This is a genomic window from Amycolatopsis minnesotensis (assembly GCF_039529815.1).
Classification (GTDB): Bacteria; Actinomycetota; Actinomycetes; order Mycobacteriales; family Pseudonocardiaceae; genus Amycolatopsis; species Amycolatopsis minnesotensis.
Genome location: NZ_BAAANN010000010.1, coordinates 182069 through 203369 on the forward strand (window position 1 = coordinate 182069; position 21301 = coordinate 203369).

The window sequence follows — 21301 nt, forward strand, 5'->3', positions numbered from 1 at the left end:
GCTCCGCCGCCGGGAGCGCCGTCACTCGACTGAGTGCGTCGCGGACACCGGCGGCGTCTCGGCCCGCGCCCGCGACGGGACCACCAGCGAACTCAGCGCGAACCGCCCCGGCCCGGTGAACACGATGAGCAGGAACGCCCAGCAGAACAGGACCGCGGGCTCGCCGCCGTTGCCGATGGGCAGCCACCCGTCGGGGAGGTGGGCGCTGAAGTAGGCGTAGGCCATGGAACCGGAGCAGATCAGCGCGGCGACCCGCGTCCCGATGCCGAGCAGGACGAGCGCACCGCCCACGAGCTGGATGAGCGCCGCCCACCAGCCCGGCCAGGTGCCGACGACCGCGGGGGCCTTGGCGCCGAGAACCCCGAACAGCGTCTTCAGGCCATGACAGGCGAACAGGAAGCCGACGACGATGCGAAAGAGTCCGAGCACGTGATCGCGGGCCGAGTCGAGCCGGTACATGATTCCTCCACAAAGGACGCTGTGTCCCGCCGGGCGGCACGACGAGACACCGAGCAGGAGCGGTGAGCACGTGACTTCTCCGCCGAGCCGACCGGGTGAACCAGAGAGCGTAGTGGTCCAGACCAGTCGACCGGTGCGGACCTTTATACCGGGATTGCGGCGACAGTACCACCTTCGAAGGTGGGTACCCGCCGATTTCGGGTGACTCCTTGAAATTCTCGTCGGATTATTGAGATTTCGCTACGGAGGGTGCTCACTGACCGTCCCGTCTTGCCGGGGTGTTACCGGTGGATTACCGCCGTGTTCGAAAAGCTCGCCACCGCACGAGAGCACCAAACCCGCTGGTGCGGGGCCGGGCGGCACAGTCGCCCAAATAGTTTCGATATGCAAGGAACGTTTCCTGCGGCCATCCGGCGCATCGTGGGAAACTGCCAGCCCTTGGCGCGCGCCACGTCGTTGGTAACCAACGCCGGTTTCCGCGGAACGAACCACGCAGCCCGATCACCGGAAAATGAATGATAATACGATACAATCGCGACACGGCATAAAATCTGTTGCCGCGCAAGCGGTCCCCCGGATTGGGAATTCACCACCGCACCCCGGCGAAGCCGCGCGGTCATCCCGGGACGGGGCTACCTCGGCACCGCGCCAGGCACCGAACCGGAGAAGGCGCGCCTAGGCGTCCAGGTCCACATCGGACAGCGGGATCGCCTGGCAGGTCAGGCAACTGCCCGCCACGTTGTCCACCGCGGACAGGTGGGTGATCTCACCGCGCCGCACTTCGACGCGGCAGGATTCGCACACCCCGGTGCGGCAGCCGCTGCCGAGCCGGATGCCCGCGGACTCGGCCGCGTCGAGCAGGGTGCCGGACTCGGGGGTCCACACGATCTCCCTGCCGGAGCGGGCGAATCGCACGGTGGCGGGCGCCAGGGTTTCCGGCACTTCCACCTCGGTGAAGAACTCCTCGCCGAAGACGTCGAACCGGTCGATGCCGCGCTCGGCGAGCTGGTCGGTCAGCTCCGCCATCATCGCCGCGGGCCCGCACAGGTAGACCAGCGGCCTGGTGGCGAGGAACTCGCCGTCGAGCGCGGCGGCGGTGAACCGGCCGGTGCGCGCGCCGGTCACGTGCCGGGTCAGCTCGACGCCGGGCAGGCGACCGGCCAGTTCGGCGAGGCGGTCCGCGATCGGGGTGTCCCCCTGCTCGGCGCGATGGGTGTAGACCACGCGTACCGCCGGCGGCACCGGCCTGCCCTCGGCAAGGGTCTCCAGGTACCCGAGGAACGGCGTGATCCCGATCCCGCCGCCGACGCAGAGCACGGTGCGGTTCCCGCCGACGGGCGGGGTGAACGTGCCGGTCGGCGCCTTCAGCTCCAGCACCGCCTCCCCCGCCGTGTGCAGGTGCGCCGACATCCGGCCGCCGATGTTCTTCACCGCGATGCGGAGGTCACCGGACCCGTTCGTCAACGAGTACGCGCGCTGGGTGCCGAGCTCCGGCGCCCTGACCGGCACGTTCTGACCGGGCCGGAACTCGGGCAGCGCGCCGCCGTCGGCAGGCCGCAGGGTCAGCGACAGCGCGCCGTTCTCCACCGGGGTCCGCCCGGTGACCACGAACGCCCGCCAGCCCGCCCAGTTGCCCGCCGAGGCCTCGGGGTCCCTGGCCAGGTCGCACGCGACCGCCCGCAACGGCACCGACCCGCTGATCGGATCGCGCCTGCGGTCGGACAGCGCGGCGTTGATGTTGCTGGTCCGCCGCCCCAGCGCGGCGAGGCCGGGCGTGGCGAGCGGGGCCTGGTCGTCCCACCAGCCGTGCTCGGCGATCACCACCCTGTGGTCGAGCGTGTCGTCCAGCCGCACGCGCAGCCGCGCCTCCCCGTCCGGCGTGCGGACGACCGCCCAGTCCCCTTCCGCGAGACCGCGCTCGGCCGCGAGCACCGGGCTGATGTCGATACCGGGATCGGGCGAACGGCGCCGCAGCGAAGCGAGCGAGCGCAGCGACGAGTGCGTGAAGTGGCCGTTCTTCGCGGTGGTCAGCACGTACGGGAACGCTTCGTCACCGGGCGCGATGCGATCCGGTTCGACGAAGGTGGGCAGCGCGGGCTGGCCGTGCCGCAGCAGCAGGCCCGAGTACAGCTCGACGCGGCGGGTTTCGGTGTCGAACCCGGTCACCGTGCCGTCGGGCCGCTCGGTCGCGTACTTCCGCTCCCGCTGGGTGATCGGCACCCGGATCCCGCCGGGGTTCGCCCGGAGCCGCTCCACCGTGAGGCCGAGCGGGGCGAGCTGGTGGTTCCGGCCCGCGTCCAGGTCGCCGCCGAAGAAGTCCATGCCGAGCCGTGCGGCGAGCCCGGCGACGATGTCGTGGTCCGAACGGGACTCTCCGGCCGGCGGGATCATCCGCGGCCGGAGCTGGACCAGTTCCTCACCGTCCGCGCTGTGGTCGAAGCCGATCATCAGGCCGTCCCGCTCCGGCGGGGCGCACACCGGCAGCAGGAAGTCCGCGGTCGCCGCGGTGGGGTTCTCGAACAGGTCGCACTGCACCTGGAACTCCAGTGCCCGCAACGCCCTGCGGTTCTCGCCGGCTGAACCCTGCGAGACCACCATGTTCGCGCCGAACCCGATCATCGCGCGCACCCGGTACGGCTCGCCGTCCAGCACGGCGCGGCGGAAGTCCCGCGCGGTCACGTGCCCCTGCGCCGGCGGGCCGAGCGGCATTTCCCGCTTGCCGAGCGCCCTCTCCCGCAGTCCGGCGGGCAGCGCGGTGAAGTCCGAGAGCGGGTTCGGCCGGTGCTTGTCCAGCCAGCGGATGCCACCGGCGCGGTCGTAGCTGCCGAGCAGCGCGTACAGCACGCTCATCGCGCGTTCGGTCTGCGTGGCGTTGGTGTGCTGGCCGACCCCGGTCCACGAGTAGTAGGCGACCCGCCGGTACTTCGCGAGCATCGCGTAGAAGGCATTGACCTCGGCGAGATCGATCCAGGTGGTCTCGGCGACCTTGGCGGGCGTCCATTCGGCCACGTGCGCGGCGAGCAGGTCGAAGGCGGGCCGCACCGCCCTGCCGTCGGGCAGCCGGAACCGGCCGTGCAGCGCGGCCTCGCCCGGCGCGCTCAGCGCCCGGCTCGTGTCGTAGCGCCGTGGTGCCCCGGAAGCGTTGTCCCACACCAGGAAATCGCCGCCCTCCCGCACCACCTCCCCGTTCTCCTCGTCGACGAGGAGCGGCCCGTTGGTCCAGGACCGGACGAAGTCCGCGTCGTAGGATTCGCCGCCGATCAGGTGATTCACCGCGCCGAGCGCGAGCGCCGCGTCGGCACCGGGCCGGATGCGCAGCCACTGGTCGGCCTGCTGCCCGCTCCCGCCGCGCTTCGGGTCGACGACCACCACCTTCGCGCCGTCACGACGGGCCTCGGCGATCGCGCTGGCCTGGGCGAGCCAGGTGCGCGCGGGGTTGTGGCCCCACAGGATGATCAGCTCGGCGGCGCGGTAGTCCGGCGTCCCGATGCCCTTGCCGAAGGTGAACGCGTGCGCGAAGTTCTTGTGCCACCCGCAGATCTCGGTGGCGTAGACGATGTTGGGGCTGCCGAAGGAGTGCACGAACCGGTTCACCCAGTCGCTGCCGTCGACCATCGGCGTGCCGCTCGGCGTCGTCACCGCGAACGCGACCGACTCCGGCCCGCTCTCCGCGCGGATCTCCGCGAGCCTGGCCGCGATCTCGTCGAGCGCCTCGTCCCAGCTCACCGGCGCCCAGCCGGGGTCGTCGGCGTCCTTCGGGTTCGTCCGCTTCAGCGGGTGCAGCAGCCGCTTCTGGCTGGCGACCAGCTCGGGCATCGCCCTGCCCTTCGCGCACAGCGCGCCGCCGCTCGGATGCCCGTCGAGCGGCTCGACCGCCAGCAGGCGGGCGCCGTCGACCACCGAAACGGAACCGCAGTGCGACTTGCAAAGCGTGCAGTAGCCGGGAACCCGCTGAACACCCATACCTGCCACGGTACCTACCGGCTCTTGCCCCGAACACGGGTTTCCGGGCGGGGTGCGCGCACCCCGCCCGGAAACCACGCCCGCGCCGGAGGGTGGTTCAGGTGATGGTGAAGTCGTCGGCGTAGACCGAGCCCTGGCCGTACCAGCCGTGCGCGAACACGGTGACCGCGCCCGAGGCGCCGGTGGTGAACGGCACGGTCAGCTGGGTCCAGCCGCTCGACGACGTCCACGTGCTCGCGCTGGCGCCGCCCGTCACGCCGAGGTAGGCGTAGTTGCCCTGCACCCACGCCTTGAGCGTGTACGCGTGGTTCGGCTGCAACGCCACGTTCTGGCGGACTTCACCGGTCTGCGAACCGGTCGCGGAGAGCTGCAGCGCGTGCGTGCCCGAGTGCGCCGGGCTGCCGACCACCGCGGCCTCACCGACCCACGGGGTCAGCGCGCCGGTTTCCAGCCCGCCGTTGACCACGGAGCCACCGGGGTTCGCGCCGTTGACGGTGAGCAGGTAGGTGGCGGTGTGGGTGGTGCCCTTGCCCGTGCCGGTCACCGTGATCGGGTAGGTGCCCGGTGCCGCGGCCGTTGTGGTCGAGACCGACAGCGTCGCCTTCGCGCCCGTGGTGACCGTCGCGGGGTTCACCGAGGCGCTCACCCCTGCCGGGGCCCCGCTGACGCTGAACGTCACCTGCTGGGCCGCGCCGTTGGTCAGCGCGGTGGCGACGGTCGGGGTGACCGAGCCGCCGGGATCCACCGCCCCCGACGACGGGTTCACCGCGACCGAGAAGTCGTCGGCGGGCTGGCCCCCACCGCCGGTGAACGGGGCGAAGGTCTTGCTGAACTGCCAGGTGTCCTGCTGGATTCCCGAGCAGCTGTCGGAGCCCTTGGTACCGGGGCAGCCGCCGTTGTCGCGCTGCAACGCCCAGAACGACAGCGTGTTGATCCCCTTCGACACCGCCCAGTCGTAGACCACGGGCCCGTCGGCGGTGGTGAAGGTCTCCGCGGGGCCGTAGTCGTCGATGCCGATCATCTCGGTGACCCCGACCATCGCCCACAGCTGCGCCTGCGTCTTGCCCGGGTACAGCGCGGCGAGCTGCGAGACCAGCCCGGTGGCCGCGGTCTTGGTGTCCTCGGCCATGTTGTGCGCGGCGTCGTCGTAGTAGTCGAAGGTCATCAGGTTGACCACGTCGACGCGCGCGCCGTTGGACACCGCGTTGCGCAGCACGGCCAGCCCGGAGTCGCCGAGCCCGTGCGTCGTCGTGGGCAGGGTGTAGGAGAACTGCACCGAGCGGCCGTTCGACGCCGCCCAGTCCTGCACCTTCTTGATCGCCTTGTTCCGGCGGTCGATCCCCGCCGTGTTCGTCAGCGAATTGTCCTCGATGTCCAGATCGATCCGAGGGATGTCGTAGGTGGTGATCACGTTTTCGAACACCGACGCGATCGAGTCCACATTGGTGCAGCTGTCCGCGATCTCGGTGCCGGTGTTGGTCGCGGTGTAGCCGCCGAAGGACGGGATGACGTCGCCGCCGCGCGCCTGGATGGTGTCGATGTCGGCGCCGAAGGTGCCCTGCCCGATCGGCATGCCCGAGTCGCCGTTCCAGTACGCGGTGCAGGAGCCCTTCGTCGCGGCCTGCAGGAAGGCCATGGTGAGGTGCTTGGCGCCCGACTGCTGCGCGAGCGCGGCCGGGCTGTCGCCGGTCCACGCCTCGAAGTACGGCGCGAAGACGTGCGGTGGAAGTGCGGTGGCCGCCTGCGCCTGCCCGGCGCCGGTGACGGCGAGCCCGGCCGTGACGGCGGTGACGGCGGTGACGGCGGCGGCGGTCAGCAATCTGAGGGGTTTCCGGGTCGGTCTGTACCCACGCATGTGCGCTCCAGGACCAAAAGAGGGAGAACGCGCCGGGGCCTCGACCGGCCACGGCGCCGTGCGGATCCAGAATTGGACTAGACCACTGCCGTGTCAAGGGATGCGGCCAACCGGCCGACGACCAAAGTCGGGCCGGTCCGCCATGCGCGCATCGTGACGAAATTCGTGCACGCATAGTTGCCATTGCGCGCAATCGATTCGCGTCGTCTAATATGGGAATGTCGTTTGATGTGGCAATGTCGGCCCAAGACCAGCTTATCGAAGAGCGACTGTGATGCGCGCCAAGGGAATCGGCGCGGTGCTCGCCACCGTTGCCCTGTCGGTTTCGTTCGCTGCCGCGACCGCGGACGCGGCGCCGGAAACGATTCTCGGATTCACGCCGAAGCATTCGGCCGAACAGCGGGCGGCCGAACAGAAGTTCTCCGGGGTCCTCTCCCCTGCCGTCGCCCGTGAGCTCGACCGCGACCTCGCGCACGAGACAGGGCTCGTCTCGACACCGGGCGGCTACAAGCGGATGCGGAAGGTGGTCGACTACCTGCGGTCCTACGGCCTGCGGCCGCAGGTGCACACCTACCACGTCTACCAGTCGGTACCCCGGCGCATCGAGGTCACGATGACCTCGCCGCAGCGAATCACCCTGCCCAACAAGGAACCCTGCCTCGCGGTCGAAACGGACTGCGGCAACGTGGTCGTCGGCTACAACGCGCTGTCCCCGTCCGGCGACGTCACCGCGCCGGTCGTCTACGCGAACTACGGCACGCCCGAGGACTTCGCCGAGCTGGCCAAGCGCGGCATCAGCGTCGAGGGCAAGGTGGTGCTCACCCGCTACGGCGCGAACTTCCGCGGGGTGAAGAGCAAGCTGGCCGCCGAGCACGGCGCGAAGGCCGTGCTCATCTACTCCGATCCGAAGGACGACGGCAACACCAACGGGCCGGTCTACCCGAACGGGCCGTGGCGCAACCCCGACGGCATCCAGCGCGGCAGCGTCCAGCAGCTCATGCAGTACGGCGGCGACCCGCTGACCCCCGGCTGGGCGTCGACGAAGGACGCGCCAAGGATCGACCCCAAGGATTCGAACATCGCCCCGATCCCGACCACGCCGATCTCCTACGCGGCCGCCGAACCGCTGCTCAAAGCGCTCGGCGGGCCGCAGGTACCGGCGAACTTCCAGGGCGGGCTGCCGTTCCCGTACCACTTCGGGCCGGGGCCGACGACCGTGCGCGTCAACCTCGACATCGCCTACGAGACGAAGCCGCTGTGGGACGTCACCGCGACCGTGCCGGGCCGCAGCCAGCCCGACCAGACCGTCTACGTCGGCGCGCACCGCGACTCGTGGACCTACGGCAGCGACGACAATCTCTCGGGCACCGAAGCGATGCTGCAGATCGGCCGTGGCATCGGCGCGCTGCTCAAGACCGGCTGGCGGCCCGAACGGTCGATCACGCTCGCCAGCTGGGACGGCGAGGAGTACGGGCTGTTCGGGTCCACCGAATACGCCGAACAGCTGGGTGAACGGCTCCAGGGCGCGGTGACCTACCTGAACATGGACGGCGCCGGCGGCAAGCAGTTCGGCGCCGCGGGCACGCCCTCGCTGGACCGGACCATCCGCCAGGTCGCCAAGGACGTGCCGTGGCCGGGCACGAAGGGCTCCGCGTACGACGCGTGGGCCGCCGACCACGGCGGCGGTGTCCCGCCGATTTCCCGGCTCGGCAGCGGATCGGACTACACGGCGTTCTTCGACCGCTTCGGCGTGCCGTCGGCGAACATCGGGTCCGGTACCGACAGCGGCAACTACCACTGCTCGTGCGACAACTTCTGGATGGAGGACCACTACATCGACCCGACGTGGCAGTACCACGTGGCCACCGCGCAGGCGGTCGGGCTGACCACGCTCCGGCTCGCGAACGCGGACGTGCTGCCCATGTACTACAGCGACTACGCCGCGGAAACCGGCCAGTACCTGACCGCGTTCGGCAAGCAGCAGTCCACTGTGGACGTTTCGGGACTGAAGGGCAGTGCGGCGCAGTGGCAGCGCGCGGCCAAGGCGGCCGAGGACAGGGTGGCCAAGCTGCTCGCGAAGGGCGGCGGCCCGATCGACGGGATCCGGTACGCCATCGCCAGCAGGCTCTACTCGGCCACCGAACGGCAGTTGCTCACCGACGCCGGGCTCCCGGGCCGCCCGTGGTACCGGCACCAGGTCTACGCGCCGGGGATCAACGCGGGGTACGGCACGCAGCTCCTGCCAGGACTGCACGACGCCGTGCTGGAACGGCACAACCCGGCCGAGGCGGCGACAGCCGCCGCCTCGTTCGACGCGTCACTGCGCAAGGCGGCCGCCGTCGTCTCCGCCGCCGGCTGGTGACCCTGGGCTGCCTCGCGTCGGATCGCCTCGCGTTGGATTCCCTGAAGGGCGCCTTCAGGGAATCCAACGCCGCGTTCCCGGCCCTCGCGACGCGCACCATGGCGATGCTTGTGCCCCGAAGGTGACCTTCGGGGGCAAGTAGGCCCCCGAAGGTCACCTTCAGGGCATCCGCGCGTCGATTCCGGTGAGGTGGGTGGCCGAGGTGCGAGTGCGCCGGGCTCGCCCGCGTGGTCCATGAAGGGCACCTTGGGGGGCTCTGACGCCACATTCTCGCCCCTCACGGCGCGGAACATGCCGAAGCCGATGCCCTGAAGGCGCCCTTCACGGCATCACATTCCCCCAAGGCGTCCTTCAGAGCTCAGCGTCGCCGTGTCGGATGTCCGCGAAGGCACCCCCAGGAAACGCACCCGACTCCCCAAGCTCACACCTCTCTCCCCTTCCCGAACTCATGCCCCGAAGGGAGCCTTCGGGGAATCTGATGCCGCGAAGGCGTCCTTCAGGGCATGAGCACGGCAACGCAGCAGGTGCACCCACGCCGAGAACTGCCGCGAAGAGCGAGATCGCGGCGTCAGAGTCCCCGAAAGCCGACTTCGGGGCACGCGCGCACCCGCGCCCGCCACCCCCGGGAATCCGCGGATCGGCGCGCCGGGGGAATTCGTGGCCCTATTGAGACAGTGGCCCACTTTCCGCGCCCGGCCCTGATTTCGGGCCACCGCGGATAAGGCACGCAGAAGGCCGAGAGCTGACCCGTTCGGCGGTACCCCGGCCGCCGGGCGAGGGATGATCGGCGCTCCCGGTCGCCGATTCGCCCGGAAACAAGGGGCCATATCGGTTACCTTCGCCCGCTCGAACGGGAACGCTCCCCTGCCCCGCGCAGGCCGGAAACCGTCGTGCCGTGCTGGCCGTTAGCGGCCATTTAGCGCTATGTGCCACGGCGTTCGGTGCGTCCCGCGCGATCGGCTGTCTATAGTTGGCGCACCGAAATCACCGCGGCAGGGGGCTCAGCGCCGCACGGACGAAGGGGGACGATGCCCATCGATGCGCATCCGCTGTCCGGTCTGCGCGCCATCACCGGCGGACTCGTCGAAGAACTCCTTTCCCGTCCCGGCGGGGAAAACCGGGCACTGCCCGTCGTGGTCGCACTCGGCGCACGGGGCACCGGCAAGACGGCACTGCTCACCGAACTGGCCACCCGCTGCGAGGACATCCCGCACGCGCACGTGGATTTCGAAAGGCACGACTGGGAAAACGTCCAGCCGAGAGAACTGCTCGGCCACCTCGCCTTCGATCTCGGCAGGCACTGGCGGCAATTCGGCAGGCTCGCCTTCCCCCGCCTCTGGTTGTGCATGCTCGTGCTGGGCGCGCCGGTGGAGGTCGGCGACCGGCGGGCCGCGCTGCGAAGACTGCGCGAACTGCTGGCGCAGAACCAGCCGCTGGAGCACAACCGCGAAGCCATCGTCGACGTCGTCAAGCTCGCCGGCGGAGTCGCATCAGGACGGAGCCTGCCCGGCTGGAACGAGGCGACGGATCTGCTGCTGCGCGGGCTCAGCTGGTACGACCGCCGCCGCCTCATCGGAAAGATCAAGACGATCCCGTCCGGGGCGGGCAACCACGAGGACTTCCTGATCGAGATCGCCAAGCACGCGCAGGGCGACGAGGAGGACCGCGCGGGGGTCGACGCCACTTTCTGCGACGCCTTCCTCGCCGATCTCCGGCGCGATTACTCCGGGATCAACCGCGCGCGCCGGACGCTGAACAGCTTGGTACTGCTGGACAACGCGCACACCCCCGGCGGCAGGTCGTTCCTGCGCGCGCTGGACGAAGCGCGCCGCCGCTGTCCCGACGAGGCGGATCCGCTCGCCGTCGTCGCGACCAGCCGGACCTGGAACCCGGACTGGAACGAGAGCTGGACGCTGCTCACCGCGCACCACACCGGCGACCGGGAGCCGACAAGGCCCACCACCCACCGGACGAACGGACTCGACCGGCCGGCGCCCCGCCGGCCGTCCGATGTGGAGGAGGACTGGTCCGAAACCCCGGGGCCGCTGGAAAACCGCTGGTATCCCTGGTACCTGGTCGAGCTGGGCACGCTGTCCAAAGAGGACACTATGGACATCGCGGCCGGGTACGACATCCACCCGGCGTCCCGGCTGCCGCGGTTCCTGCACCGCCTCACCGACGGTCACCCCCGGGCGATCACCGAGGTGGTGGCCAAGGTCGCCCACCGCTACGACTCCGCGAATCCCGCGCTGCTCCGAGGTGCGCTGCAGACCGGGGTGCCCGGCGGCGACGGGCGCGAAACGACGCTGCTCGCCGAGATCCACGACTACCTGCTGCAGGACTTCTCCGAGGCGAACCGGCAGGACCTGGTCACCGCGAGCGCGGCGATCGACGTGGAAATGCTGTTCCACAAGGAGATCCTCGACCTCCGCAACCCGATGGGCGAGGGCGCGCTGTTCAAGGCGCTCGGCGAACACCTGTGGCTGCGCGCCGAACCGGGCGAGTCGCCGCAGTACGTGCTGCACCCGTGGCTGCGCCGGGTTCTGTTGCAGGAACTGGCTTCCCGCGCCGAGGACCACCCGCTGAGCTGGGTCGAGGTGCACACCCGGTGCCGGGACTTCTACGAGAAGAACGGGCGGATCGTCGCCGCCCGCTATCACGACCTCGCGCTGGAGAACGTGGGGGAGACGATCGTGCACCTGCGCAGGCCCTTCGACGCCAGGCACGCCGAGTTCGACGTGCCCGCCGCCGAAGCGTGGCTGGCCGAGCTCGACGTGATCACCGCGGCCCCGAACCGGCTGGACAAGGACGCCGACCCGTACCACCAGGTCCAGCACCTCGTCCACGAGTTCGACGACGAGCTGGAGACCACCCTGGCCTGGCTGGTCGTCGCGCTGTGGATCTCGCGCGACCCGCTCGGCGATCCGGGGAAGACGCTGGACTCCACCATCGAAAGCACATTCCACCACCTGGCGCAGGGCAGAGGACGAGGGTCGATGCTGTTGCACGAACGCGCGGAGCGGTACCGATGATCGGCAAGGACCGGAAGGGCGAGGACGGCAGGATCACCCCGCCGCGTCCCACCTGGTCGAAATGGCTGTGGCTCTCCGGCGGCATACTGTCGGTGTCGGTGGCGCTGGTGGCGGCCTTCGTGGTCGTCCCCGCGATCAGCGAGGCGAGGCTCACCTGCGACGGCGCGGTGCGCGAGCGCGGCGAGCACTCCGAATGCACGGGTCCGACGGACGGTTCCTTCGTGTTCTCGCCCGATCTCGCGAACGTGGAACAGCGCATCCACGCCGAAAACGACGCGGTGGCCGCTTCGGGAAAGCCGTTCGTCACCATCGCCGTCTTCCTCCCGATGACGCTGACCGAGCACGACATCCTGTCCCGCGAATGGGTACGCCACCAGCTCGAAGGCGCCTACATCGCACAGCACCGCGCGAACACCACCCAGTCCTGGGGCAGCCTGCCGCAGGTGCGGCTGCTGCTGGCGAACCCGGGCAGCCAGCTCAAGCAGTGGGAGCCGGTGGTGGACGACCTGCTCGGCAGGGTGGCCACCGAGCACCTGGTCGCGGTCACCGGGATCGGGCTGAGCCTCGACACCGCGCGCGACGCGATCCGCAAGCTCTCCGACCACAAGATCCCGGTGGTCGCCTCCCACCTCGCGGCGGAGGAGTTCTCCGAGATACCCGGGTTCCTGCGGGTCTCGCCCACCAGCTCCACCTACGGCATGGCGACCGCGAACTTCGTGAAGCCGGCGGCGCGCACGGCGACGATCGTGCAGGACCAGAACGCGGGCGACCTGTACCCGAAGACGCTGGCGAGCGGGTTCACGTCGAAGTTCGCCGACGACGCGCACCGGATCGTCGGCAGGACCGAGGCCTACGACTCCAGCCTTCCGGGGATCGAGAACACCTTCCTGCAGATGATGCCGAACATCTGCGGCGCCGCACCGGACGTGGTGTACTTCGCCGGGCGCGAGGACCACCTGGTGTCCTTCGTCGCCCAGCTCGCGCAGCGGCCGTGCCTCGACAGGCACATCACCGTGCTGACCGGGGACCTCGCGCTGGTCGGGCCGCCGGGTCAGGAGATGCGGCGCGGCCTGCAGGCCAACGTCACCGTGATCGCGCCGGGTCTCGCGCATCCCCAGGCATGGACGGCCGAGCCCAAGGCGTTCAACCCCGCCGCCGTCGCGAGCTTCCACGAGACGGCCTGCACGGACTGCTTCGAAGCCGTCTTCCCGAAGGAGCGGCTCGACGACGGCATCGCGATCCTCGCGCACGACGCCGTGCTCACCGTCGTGTGGGCCATCCGCGGCATCCCGAGGGTTTCGCCGGCGCAGGTGACCGCCGAAGACGTGTTGCAGGCGAAAAACCGCCTGCACGACCGGTTCGCGGTCCCCGGCGCCAGCGGCATGATCTCGTTCGACGACCGCGGCGACCCGGTGAACAAGGCGGTGCCGATCCTGCGGGTGCGCCTCGACGACACACCCGAATTCCTGCAGCTTTCCACGCCGGGCGGCTGACGCACCAGCCCGACCGCGCGAGCAGCTCGCCGGGAGGGGCGCCGACTTGAGACGCTCGAGTCTCGATGCAAGCCCCTGGTACGCCCTCAAGGGCACCTTCGGGGAATCTGACGCCGCTAACTCGCCCTTCGCGACGGTGCGGGTTGGTGTCGGTATGCGCTGAAGGGAGCCTTGAGGGAATCCAACGCCGCGAAGGCGTCCTTCAGGGAATGGGGGTCGCCGTGCCGGATGCCGCGAAGGGCGAGACCGCGGCATCAGACGCCCCCAAGGCGTACTTCGGGGCATACGCCATCGCCCTGCCGCGCCCTCCTCCGCGTTACCGCGCCCTTCGAGGCGTACCGCCGCGGGGACAATCACCACGGGCAGTCCGGGTGGCGTTCGTAGGCGGCGGTGAGCTGGTGCAGTGTCGCGTCCCGGAACCGCCGCGCGCTGGTGACCGCGGTGCACCGGTCGCGGTCGGCCTCATAGGAATGGTGCTCGATGAGGGTGACGAAGTCGTCCAGGTTCGCGAGCAGGTTGTCGAGCGCTTCACCCAGCGAGTGTCGCTCGTTCGCGAACATCGAGCGCAGGAAACCCGTTCGTTCCAGGACATCGTCCTTCGAGAGCAGCTCGGTCGTCGTGTCCACAGTGGTCTCCTTCGTGCCGTGCCGTGCGGCGGCCACCGGATCCCGGCGCCCTGTTGAACGCCGGGGCCCGGCCCTCGCACGCGAACGCGAACACGCGAAGCCTGGCACGCCGACAAAAGATGGTACTTCCACTATGTACCGACATTACCGCTGGCCACAATGACCTGATCGAGTACTGGCGCGCAAGTGGTACCACTCCGATAGAATTTGGTACATGGGTAGTACCAATGCCAGTACCCCGCGGGCGCGAGCGCTGGCGGACATGCTGAACTCCGTTCTCGAGAAGTCAGAGCACTCGCAGCGCAGCATCGCCAAGCTCATGGGCTACAGCCATGTGACCGTGGGCCGCTGGACGCGCGGCGAGGCGACGCCCGACGATGTCACCGTCGCGACCTTCCTGGCGCACCTCGGTGTCGTCGGCGAGGAACGCGACCGGATCCTCGAAGTCGCGAGCGCGCCGGACGGCGGCGACTGGCTGACCGTCGGCCCCGGCGGGGTCCCGAGCCAGCTCGCCGGGGTGATGAACCTCGAACGCAATGCTGTGCGGCTCACTAACTGGTCGCCGCTGTTCGTACCAGGAATGCTGCAAACACAGGCCTATGCGAGGGCGATCATCGCACGCTCGGCGAGGATCACCGACAGCGAGATCGATCACCTCGTGACCGTCCGACTGGGCCGCCAGCACGCGATCCTGCGCGACGACGATCCGCTCAAGATGACGTCGTTCCTCGGCGTGCCCGCGATCAAGGGCGGTATCGGCGGCCCTGACGTGATGTGCGGGCAGTTGCGCTACCTGGTGAAAGCGTCGAAGTTCGAAAACATCGACCTTCGCGCCCTTCCGGTCGACGGCGAATGGAACGGCGGCCTCATGGGCCCCTTCTCGCTGTACGAGTCGTCGGGTGACGGGCCGACCGTGCTGCACGTCGAGCACCATCGCACCGGCGCGTTCATCTCGGATCCAAGCGATGTCCACGCCTACCAGGACAACCTGGTCAAGGACCTGCGCCGACTGGCGTACGGCCCGGACGAAACCCGGGAGCTGATCAAGGAAGAACTCAGGAAACGGGAGAACACCACATGAAGCACCAAACGCCATCAGAAAGGTGGCGCACGTCGAGTCACAGCGGTGAGCAAGGCGATTGCGTCGAAGTCAAACTCGACACGATCATCGGAGTACGAGACACCAAAGACCGAACCGGTGGAGACCTGACCCTCCGCCCGTCCACATGGAACGCGTTCCTCACGCGACTCCGCTGAACACCGAGCACCCCCGGCAGACCTGTTGAGTGCCGGGGGTGCTTCGCGCCCGCGGGTGGCGGGGCGAAACCCGGCACGCTTCCGGGGTATTCCCGCCCTTTAAATAGGTGTCGCCGTCGAGACCGTTTTGTCACCGGAACATCCGGTTCGCCCTGTTTCCCGGATCGTGGTCGGTTTGTTTACAACCTTGGTCGGTAGCGGGCGGTTTTCCCCGGCTCGAAAGTGTGCGGTGTTACCCCGTGCTCCACCGGAATTCTGGAGAAAACATGCCGTCCAGGAAATCCCTTTCCCTCTTCGCCGTCTTCTCCGCCGCGGCGATGGCGACCGGCGTCTGCGCGCAGACCGCCTCCGCCGACCCCATGGCGTTCGCGCAGTTGCAGCAGTCCTCGATCGACCAGGCCACCCAGGTCACGGACTCGCTCGGCGCCTCGTCCGGCGGCTTCTACCTCGACCAGGGCAAAGCCGTGGTCACCGTGCTCGACGACGCGGCGGCGCAGACCGTCGACGCGGCGGGACTGACCGCCAAGAAGGTCGCGCACAGCTTCGCGGCGCTGACCGCGGCCAAGGACTCACTCGACCAGGTGCACGACGTCCCCCAGACCGCATGGGGCATCGACACCCGCGCCAACCAGGTCGTGGTGACGATCTATTCGGCGGCCACCCCGGCGACGGCGCAGAAGGTCACCGCGGCGGCGAACCGGCTCGGTGACCGGGCCAGGATCGAGCACGAGACCGGCAAGCTCGAACTGCACATCTCCGACGGCGACGCGATCAGGAACAGTTCGGGCCGCTGCTCGCTCGGCTTCAACGTGAAGAAGGGCAGCACGCCGTACCTGCTCACCGCCGGCCACTGCACCAACCTCGGTGGCACCTGGTCCGGCGGCGACGTCACCGGCGCCAGGATCGTGGAAAGCGACTGCCCCGGCGCCGACTCCGGCCTGCTGACCCGCCCGAACGGCACCGGCCCCGGCAAGATCAACACCGGCCAGGTGATCACCAGGGCCGGCACGCCGACCGTCGGCGAGCGGATCCAGAAGCAGGGCTCGACCACCGGTGGCGGCGGTGGCACCGTCAAATCGGTCGACCAGTCGGTGAACTTCGACGTCGGCGTGCTCAACCACGAGTTCGGCACCAGTGCGCACACCGACCACGGCGACTCCGGCGGCCCGGCCTACGACGGCTCGACCGGTCTCGGCACCCTGTCCGGCGGCAACAGCACCACCAGCTACTTCTACCCGCTCACCCGTGAGCTGTCCGCGTACGGCCTGACCCTGGCCTGAACATTCTGAGCACGGCGTCCGGCCGGGATGGCGACATCCCGGCCGGACGCCGCGTTATTCGCCGCGCATCGCCTTGCGGATCTCGGCCAGCTTGCCCTTCGCGGCCTCGTCGCGGTCGGCCAGCTTCTTGTCGAGTGCGGCCATGTCCTGCCCGGTACCGAGCCCGGCGAGTTCGGTGGTCCCCTCCGCGGTGGCGGCCCGCTTTTCGATCCGGTCCTTCACGAAGTCGAACGTCGGCACGCCGCCGTCGGTGTAGTCGAACTCCGGGGCCGGCGGTGTGAACGCGGACGGCGCCGGTGCGGCGGGCTCGGCGCTGGCCGGTTTCGGGTCTTCGGTTTCACTCATCGTCTGCTCCGTCCGTATCGGCCGGTTCCGGCTCACCTCCGACCATAGCGGTGCGCCGGGAGCCGCGACGCCCGCTAGGTGTACCAGGTGGGCTCCGGCACCTCGTTGAGCAGCGCGTACGCGCCCACCTCCCGGCGCTTGTAGGCCACCGGGTCGTGCAGCGAATGCGTCCGCAGGTTGCGCCAGAACCGGTCGAAGCCGTACTGCGAAGCGCTGGCACGGGCACCGGTCAGCTCGAAGATCTTCGTGCTGACCTCGAGCCCGACGTCGATCGCCCGCTGTTTCGCCGCGGCGATGAGCACCGCGATCTCACCGCGCACGGCGGGGGTCAGGTCCTCCCTCGGCGCGTGCAGGACCGCCGAGATCGCCGCACCCGCCTTGTCCGTGAGCGCCTCGACGGCCCACAGCTTCGCCTGCAGGTCGCCGTAGGCGTCGAGGATGTACCACTCCTCGGCGGCGGACGCCTTGTCGTCGCCGCCGTAGGGCCACGGCCTGGTCCGTTCGCGGGTGTAGGCCAGCGCGGTTTCCAGTGCGCCCTGTGCGATGCCGAGGTAGAAGTTCGTGAAGACGAGCTGGATGGCAGGCACGTTGAGGGTGTTGTAGGTCAGCGGGCGGAACACCTTGCCGACGTACCCCGCCGCGCTCGCCCACGGCACCCGCACACCGGTGATGCTCACGCCGCCGGACTCGGTGAGCCGCTGGCCGATGTTGTCCCAGTCGTCGCGGAACACGATACCGTCCTGTTCGGACGGAACGATCGCGAAGATGTGGTCCTCGGTACCGGAAAGCACGCCCTCCAGCACGGTCAGGTCGGAGACCTTGCTGCCGGTCGAGAAGGACTTGTGTCCGTTGTAGACGATCTCGTCGCCCTCGTCGGTGATCGTCAGGTCGGAGTCGCGGGGGTTGACCGCGCCGCCGAAGAAGAGCTTGTTGGTCGTGTACAGCTCCTCGACCGCCGCGATCTGCTCGTCGGTGGCCACCAGCCGCGCCGCCCACGCCCACAGGTAGTGGTACCCGAGCAGCTGGCCGATCGAGCCGTCCGCACGGGCGACCTCGCGGGTGACGCGGTAGGCCGTCTCCCAGCTCTGCCCGCCACCGCCGTGTTCGGGCGGGCCGAGCAGCGTGACGAGCCCGGAGTCCTTGAGCAGCCGCACCTCGCGGTGCGGTGTCTGGTTCGCGCGGTCGCGTTCGACGGCGTCGACGGCGAGCTTGGCGGCCACGTCGCGCGCGGTCGCGAGCCATTCGGCCTCGGTGCGGACGGGGTTCTCGATCGTGGTCATGGCTGGCTTCCGATCTACTCGGGCCGGAGGTGCGCGGGCATGGTTCACCGCCCCCCGTTTTCGCGGTGCGGGGAACGGTTTCGGGAACTGGAAAGGAGGAAGGATCAAGCGGTACAACGACAACCGGCCACGCGGACGGGGTCCACGTGGCGGCGGCGAGTCAGCGGGGTGCCGTCCATGCGTCCGAGTAGAGCAGCGGTCCCACGCAGTGTCAACGGACGTCCGCGCGCTGGGATAACCGTCCATTCAGGACTGTTCGGCGAGCCGGGTACGAAACGCGTTCGCGGTCCGTTGGGGCTGGTTCTCGGCCGCCCACAGCAGGGGTCTCGCACGAGGTGGGGCGGATCTTGTCCACGGCCCGCTGATCCGGTATCCGCTTCCCCTTGGTGCACCAGAGCTGGTGTTCCGTACCTGAGGAAACGGTTTCTCACCCGGGTAGGCACCGATAAGGACTTCCCTCGTCCCCTGTTCCGGGGAGGGCCCTTTCGCAGTCCCCGGGACCTCCCCGTAGAGCCCCGGATCCACCACGGAACAATGCGACTCGCCCCACTCCTGGCGTTGCCGCTGCGCGATCCCACCGCTCTCGGCGAGCACGCCCCGCCCCGTGCCGTCGTCGACCCAGTTCGGAGCTGGTCGATGGTGGGCGCGTTGTCCGAGCCCATGAACCCGCCCATGGCGGGTACCACCGCGTCGGAGTTCATGATGTACCCGGCCGCCGCGTTGGCGCCCTCGACAGCCAGCGCGATCGCCGCCCCGTCGCCGTTCCGCACCGCGCAGTCGAGCATTCGCCGTTGCCGCGCACTCAGTTCGCCCGCGCCCTTCGGCTCCCCGCCGGGCTGCTGCTCGCCCGGCGCTCGCCGGCGCCGATGGACCGGCTGACGAAGACCGCGGGGCACATCGCGCGCACCGAGGACCTGCGGACCAGGGTCGAGGTTTCCGGGCGCGACGAGGTCGGCCGTCTCGGCAGTGCGGTCGCGTCGATGACCGCCGCGCTGCGGGAGTCCCGGCACCGGCAGCACCGGCTCGTCACCGGCGCCGCCCACGAGCTGCGCACCCCGCTCACCAGCCTGCGCACGAACGTCGACCTGCTGGTCCGCGTCGAGCGGACCGGGCGCGCGCTCCCCGCGGCCCGCCGGGAACGGGTTCTCGACCGGCTCCAGGCGCAGGCGGGGGAGTTCAGCGATCTCGTCGGCGAACTCGTCGAGCTGGCCAGGGACGGGACCGGGCTCGCCCGCGAGCAGGTGGAGATGCGGACGGTCATCGACAAAGCCGTGCGCGGCGCAGCGGTCCGCGATCGGCCTGCGCTCCAGTCCGGGCCGGCTCACCGTCACCGACCGCGGGCCCGGATCCCGGAGCACCAGCGCGGGCAGGTGTTCGAACGGTTCTGGCGCGCGCCGGGCGCCCGCGCGCTGCCGGGATCCGGGCTCGGCCTGGCGATCGTGGCGAGCACCGTGGCGGCCCACGGCGGCTCCGCCCGCTTCGTCGACCCGCCGGGCGGGTCCGGCGCGTGCGCCCGAGTGGAACTGCCGACGGAGTCCGCCCCTTCGATGAACGGGAACCGGCCAGGTGAACACGATCAGTGAGATCCGGTACGCAATCGCACCACCGGGGTAACACCACTGTGGGTAGTCGCGGGCCGCACTAGTCCACTGTGTACTCCTCGACCGACACGAAGGAATCCGAGTTATATTCGGGAAATTTCACAACGGCCGCGACATATCAGACCGGATCTGTCACTGTGCGTAGCGGGTGCGGTAGGGCGTTCCAAGATCGTCGGGGTACGTTTCGGCACGTCCCCGCGAGCCCCAACGACGCGGCCGCCCGGCGGGACCGGTCATCCGGGCCCGCTGTCTTCTCACCCCCCGAAACGGTCAGCGGCGCCTGTTCGCGCGCTGGCGCCATGGAGAGATCTGCTTGAACGACACGACACCGACGGCATTCGCGGTACCGGCCGCATTCGCTGTGCCGCCGCAGCCGAAGGCACGAAACCCGTCGCGCGCACCCCGGAACGCCGCGCTCCCCCAGCGGTTGCTCGTGCACTGGGACCGGGAAACCGGATGGGCGCACCTCGCGGTGGCGGAACCGGACGGCGCCAACCCGCGATTCGCCGGGTTCCACCGCTTTCCCAACGGTGACACCGGTTCCGTGCTGGCCACGCTCACCGAAGCGGGCTGGGACGTGGGGCGCGCCGCCGAACTCGGCGACGGCATGCTCGGCGTCCAGGCCCGCCCCGTGCACGATCGGGAGTGCCGCGATGAAGTTCGATGACCTCTACTTCACCGGGATCGGCTGCCACCTCGGGTCCTTGACCCCGGTCTCGGCACCGGTCGCCGCGGGAGCCTACACACCGGAAGAAGCCGCGAAGACGGGCCAGCTCTCGACCTCGGTCGCCGACCGGCACGGCCCCGATCTCGCGGTGAGCGCGGCACGGGAAGCGCTGCGCCACGCCGATGCCGTCTGCGGCGAGGCCGTCCGGCCGTCGCTTTCCCTGCACGCGGGCATCTACTACGCCGGTATCGACTTCTGGCACGCCGCCTCCTACGTACGGGACCAGCTCGGCATCGGGCCGTGGGCGGGGCTGGCGCTGGAAATCGGCGCGATGAGCAACAGCATGGTCGCCGGGCTCGACCTCGCCGCCAGCGTGCTCCGCGGCCGACCCGACCACGAAGACGTCCTGCTCACCGCGGGCGATCGCTTCGGCAACCCCGGTTTTCCGCACTGGAGCACCGATATCGGCATCGTCTACGGTGACGCGGGCAGCGCGTTCGTGCTCTCGCGGCGGCCAGGATTCGCACGGCTGGTGTCCGTGGCGTCCTTCTCCGACCCGTCACTGGAGGGCCTGCAACGCGGCGCCGAGCCGTTCCGGTCCGCCAGCGCGGCGGCCAGTACCCCGATCGACATCCGCCTCCGCAAACGCCAATGGCTCGAAGACCGGGGCAGCGACTACGTGCACGCGCGCAACAGCGACGCGGTGACCACCGTGGTGAAGACCGCGCTGAGCGACGCGGACCTCGACCTGCCGGACGTGGCCAAGATCTGCGCGCCGCACTACGGGCGCCACCTGGTGCGCAGCCAGATCCTCCGCCCGCTCGGCATCACCGAGGGGCAGACCATGACCGGGCTCGGCCTGCGGCTCGGGCATCTCGGCGCCAGCGACCAGATCGTCGCGCTGCACCACCTGATGCGCACCGGTGAAGCGCGCCAAGGCGACCACGTGCTCCTGCTCGGCGTCGGTGTCGGGATGACCTGGACCGCGGCCGTCCTGCGCGTCGAACGGGAAACCCCGCCCCCTGGCGGACCCGGCGGGCGCCCCTGACCTCGCGGCCCCGCCCGGCCCCACGAGCCGGGC

The 21301-nt window shown here is 69.8% G+C and carries 16 protein-coding genes; 9 read left to right on the top strand and 7 right to left on the bottom strand.

Annotated features, from left to right (window positions below):
* Window positions 1-21: 21 nt before the first annotated feature.
* From ABD256_RS14920 to ABD256_RS14930, 3 genes are all read right to left on the bottom strand, one after another.
* Window positions 22-459, bottom strand: coding sequence for a DoxX family protein (locus ABD256_RS14920; RefSeq protein ID WP_344418010.1), 438 nt, complete (start codon window positions 457-459; stop codon window positions 22-24).
* Between the two features lie 675 nt (window positions 460-1134).
* Window positions 1135-4422: a molybdopterin-dependent oxidoreductase gene (locus ABD256_RS14925; protein WP_344418012.1), complete on the bottom strand. Its 3288-nt coding sequence runs from the start codon at window positions 4420-4422 to the stop codon at window positions 1135-1137.
* A gap of 97 nt (window positions 4423-4519) precedes the next feature.
* Window positions 4520-6277: a glycosyl hydrolase family 18 protein gene (locus ABD256_RS14930; protein ID WP_344418014.1), complete on the bottom strand. Its 1758-nt coding sequence runs from the start codon at window positions 6275-6277 to the stop codon at window positions 4520-4522.
* Between the two features lie 274 nt (window positions 6278-6551).
* On the opposite strand from ABD256_RS14930, the gene ABD256_RS14935 reads away from it, so the two are divergent.
* The 3 genes from ABD256_RS14935 to ABD256_RS14945 all read left to right on the top strand — a co-directional run bounded on the left by ABD256_RS14935 (window position 6552) and on the right by ABD256_RS14945 (window position 13164).
* Entirely contained in the window at window positions 6552-8639 is a 2088-nt protein-coding gene (locus ABD256_RS14935) for a M28 family peptidase (protein WP_344418016.1), read from the top strand.
* Window positions 8640-9667: 1028 nt separating this feature from the next.
* Entirely contained in the window at window positions 9668-11671 is a 2004-nt protein-coding gene (locus ABD256_RS14940) for a hypothetical protein (protein ID WP_344418018.1), read from the top strand.
* Window positions 11668-13164 carry a type 1 periplasmic-binding domain-containing protein gene (locus tag ABD256_RS14945; protein ID WP_344418020.1) on the top strand — a complete coding sequence of 499 codons (1497 nt, stop codon included), beginning with the start codon at window positions 11668-11670 and terminating at the stop codon, window positions 13162-13164. Before ABD256_RS14940 ends, ABD256_RS14945 begins: the two co-directional genes overlap by 4 nt.
* A gap of 353 nt (window positions 13165-13517) precedes the next feature.
* Here ABD256_RS14945 and ABD256_RS14950 read toward each other — a convergent pair whose 3' ends face one another.
* Entirely contained in the window at window positions 13518-13790 is a 273-nt protein-coding gene (locus tag ABD256_RS14950; protein WP_344418022.1) for a hypothetical protein, read from the bottom strand.
* 214 nt (window positions 13791-14004) lie between these two features.
* On the opposite strand from ABD256_RS14950, the gene ABD256_RS14955 reads away from it, so the two are divergent.
* From ABD256_RS14955 to ABD256_RS14965, 3 genes are all read left to right on the top strand, one after another.
* Window positions 14005-14871 carry a helix-turn-helix domain-containing protein gene (locus ABD256_RS14955; protein WP_344418024.1) on the top strand — a complete coding sequence of 289 codons (867 nt, stop codon included), beginning with the start codon at window positions 14005-14007 and terminating at the stop codon, window positions 14869-14871.
* Entirely contained in the window at window positions 14868-15047 is a 180-nt protein-coding gene (locus ABD256_RS14960; RefSeq protein ID WP_344418026.1) for a DUF397 domain-containing protein, read from the top strand. Before ABD256_RS14955 ends, ABD256_RS14960 begins: the two co-directional genes overlap by 4 nt.
* Window positions 15048-15313: 266 nt before the next feature.
* Window positions 15314-16327 (top strand): S1 family peptidase, encoded by a 1014-nt coding sequence (locus ABD256_RS14965; protein WP_344418028.1) that lies wholly within the window; start codon window positions 15314-15316, stop codon window positions 16325-16327.
* A 54-nt stretch (window positions 16328-16381) separates the two neighbouring features.
* On the opposite strand, the gene ABD256_RS14970 is transcribed toward ABD256_RS14965, so the two are convergent.
* From ABD256_RS14970 to ABD256_RS44620, 3 genes are all read right to left on the bottom strand, one after another.
* The gene (locus ABD256_RS14970) at window positions 16382-16672 is read right to left on the bottom strand and encodes a hypothetical protein (RefSeq protein WP_344418030.1); all 291 of its coding nucleotides are present in this window, start codon (window positions 16670-16672) and stop codon (window positions 16382-16384) included.
* A gap of 74 nt (window positions 16673-16746) precedes the next feature.
* A complete protein-coding gene (locus ABD256_RS14975) occupies window positions 16747-17952 on the bottom strand; it encodes an acyl-CoA dehydrogenase family protein (RefSeq protein ID WP_344418032.1) in 1206 nt (401 codons plus the stop codon).
* Between the two features lie 104 nt (window positions 17953-18056).
* On the bottom strand, window positions 18057-18737 hold the full coding sequence (locus ABD256_RS44620) for a mannosyltransferase YkcB-related protein (protein ID WP_486303466.1): 681 nt from the start codon (window positions 18735-18737) through the stop codon (window positions 18057-18059).
* 6 nt (window positions 18738-18743) lie between these two features.
* On the opposite strand from ABD256_RS44620, the gene ABD256_RS14980 reads away from it, so the two are divergent.
* From ABD256_RS14980 to ABD256_RS14990, 3 genes are all read left to right on the top strand, one after another.
* Window positions 18744-19535 (top strand): HAMP domain-containing sensor histidine kinase, encoded by a 792-nt coding sequence (locus tag ABD256_RS14980; protein ID WP_344418034.1) that lies wholly within the window; start codon window positions 18744-18746, stop codon window positions 19533-19535.
* Between the two features lie 331 nt (window positions 19536-19866).
* Window positions 19867-20220 (top strand): hypothetical protein, encoded by a 354-nt coding sequence (locus ABD256_RS14985; RefSeq protein WP_344418036.1) that lies wholly within the window; start codon window positions 19867-19869, stop codon window positions 20218-20220.
* The gene (locus ABD256_RS14990) at window positions 20207-21268 is read left to right on the top strand and encodes a 3-oxoacyl-[acyl-carrier-protein] synthase III C-terminal domain-containing protein (RefSeq protein WP_344418038.1); all 1062 of its coding nucleotides are present in this window, start codon (window positions 20207-20209) and stop codon (window positions 21266-21268) included. Before ABD256_RS14985 ends, ABD256_RS14990 begins: the two co-directional genes overlap by 14 nt.
* Window positions 21269-21301 lie beyond the last annotated feature (33 nt).

What these genes read in the sequence shown, in the direction of transcription:
- ABD256_RS14920 (WP_344418010.1), bottom strand. Translation starts at nt 459, where the DNA reads ATGTACCGGCTCGACTCGGCCCGCGATCACGTGCTCGGACTCTTTCGC.
- ABD256_RS14925 (WP_344418012.1), bottom strand. Translation starts at nt 4,422, where the DNA reads ATGGGTGTTCAGCGGGTTCCCGGCTACTGCACGCTTTGCAAGTCGCAC.
- ABD256_RS14930 (WP_344418014.1), bottom strand. Translation starts at nt 6,277, where the DNA reads ATGCGTGGGTACAGACCGACCCGGAAACCCCTCAGATTGCTGACCGCC.
- ABD256_RS14935 (WP_344418016.1), top strand. Translation starts at nt 6,552, where the DNA reads ATGCGCGCCAAGGGAATCGGCGCGGTGCTCGCCACCGTTGCCCTGTCG.
- ABD256_RS14940 (WP_344418018.1), top strand. Translation starts at nt 9,668, where the DNA reads ATGCCCATCGATGCGCATCCGCTGTCCGGTCTGCGCGCCATCACCGGC.
- ABD256_RS14945 (WP_344418020.1), top strand. Translation starts at nt 11,668, where the DNA reads ATGATCGGCAAGGACCGGAAGGGCGAGGACGGCAGGATCACCCCGCCG.
- ABD256_RS14955 (WP_344418024.1), top strand. Translation starts at nt 14,005, where the DNA reads ATGGGTAGTACCAATGCCAGTACCCCGCGGGCGCGAGCGCTGGCGGAC.
- ABD256_RS14960 (WP_344418026.1), top strand. Translation starts at nt 14,868, where the DNA reads ATGAAGCACCAAACGCCATCAGAAAGGTGGCGCACGTCGAGTCACAGC.
- ABD256_RS14965 (WP_344418028.1), top strand. Translation starts at nt 15,314, where the DNA reads ATGCCGTCCAGGAAATCCCTTTCCCTCTTCGCCGTCTTCTCCGCCGCG.
- ABD256_RS14970 (WP_344418030.1), bottom strand. Translation starts at nt 16,672, where the DNA reads ATGAGTGAAACCGAAGACCCGAAACCGGCCAGCGCCGAGCCCGCCGCA.
- ABD256_RS14975 (WP_344418032.1), bottom strand. Translation starts at nt 17,952, where the DNA reads ATGACCACGATCGAGAACCCCGTCCGCACCGAGGCCGAATGGCTCGCG.
- ABD256_RS44620 (WP_486303466.1), bottom strand. Translation starts at nt 18,737, where the DNA reads ATGCTCGACTGCGCGGTGCGGAACGGCGACGGGGCGGCGATCGCGCTG.
- ABD256_RS14990 (WP_344418038.1), top strand. Translation starts at nt 20,207, where the DNA reads ATGAAGTTCGATGACCTCTACTTCACCGGGATCGGCTGCCACCTCGGG.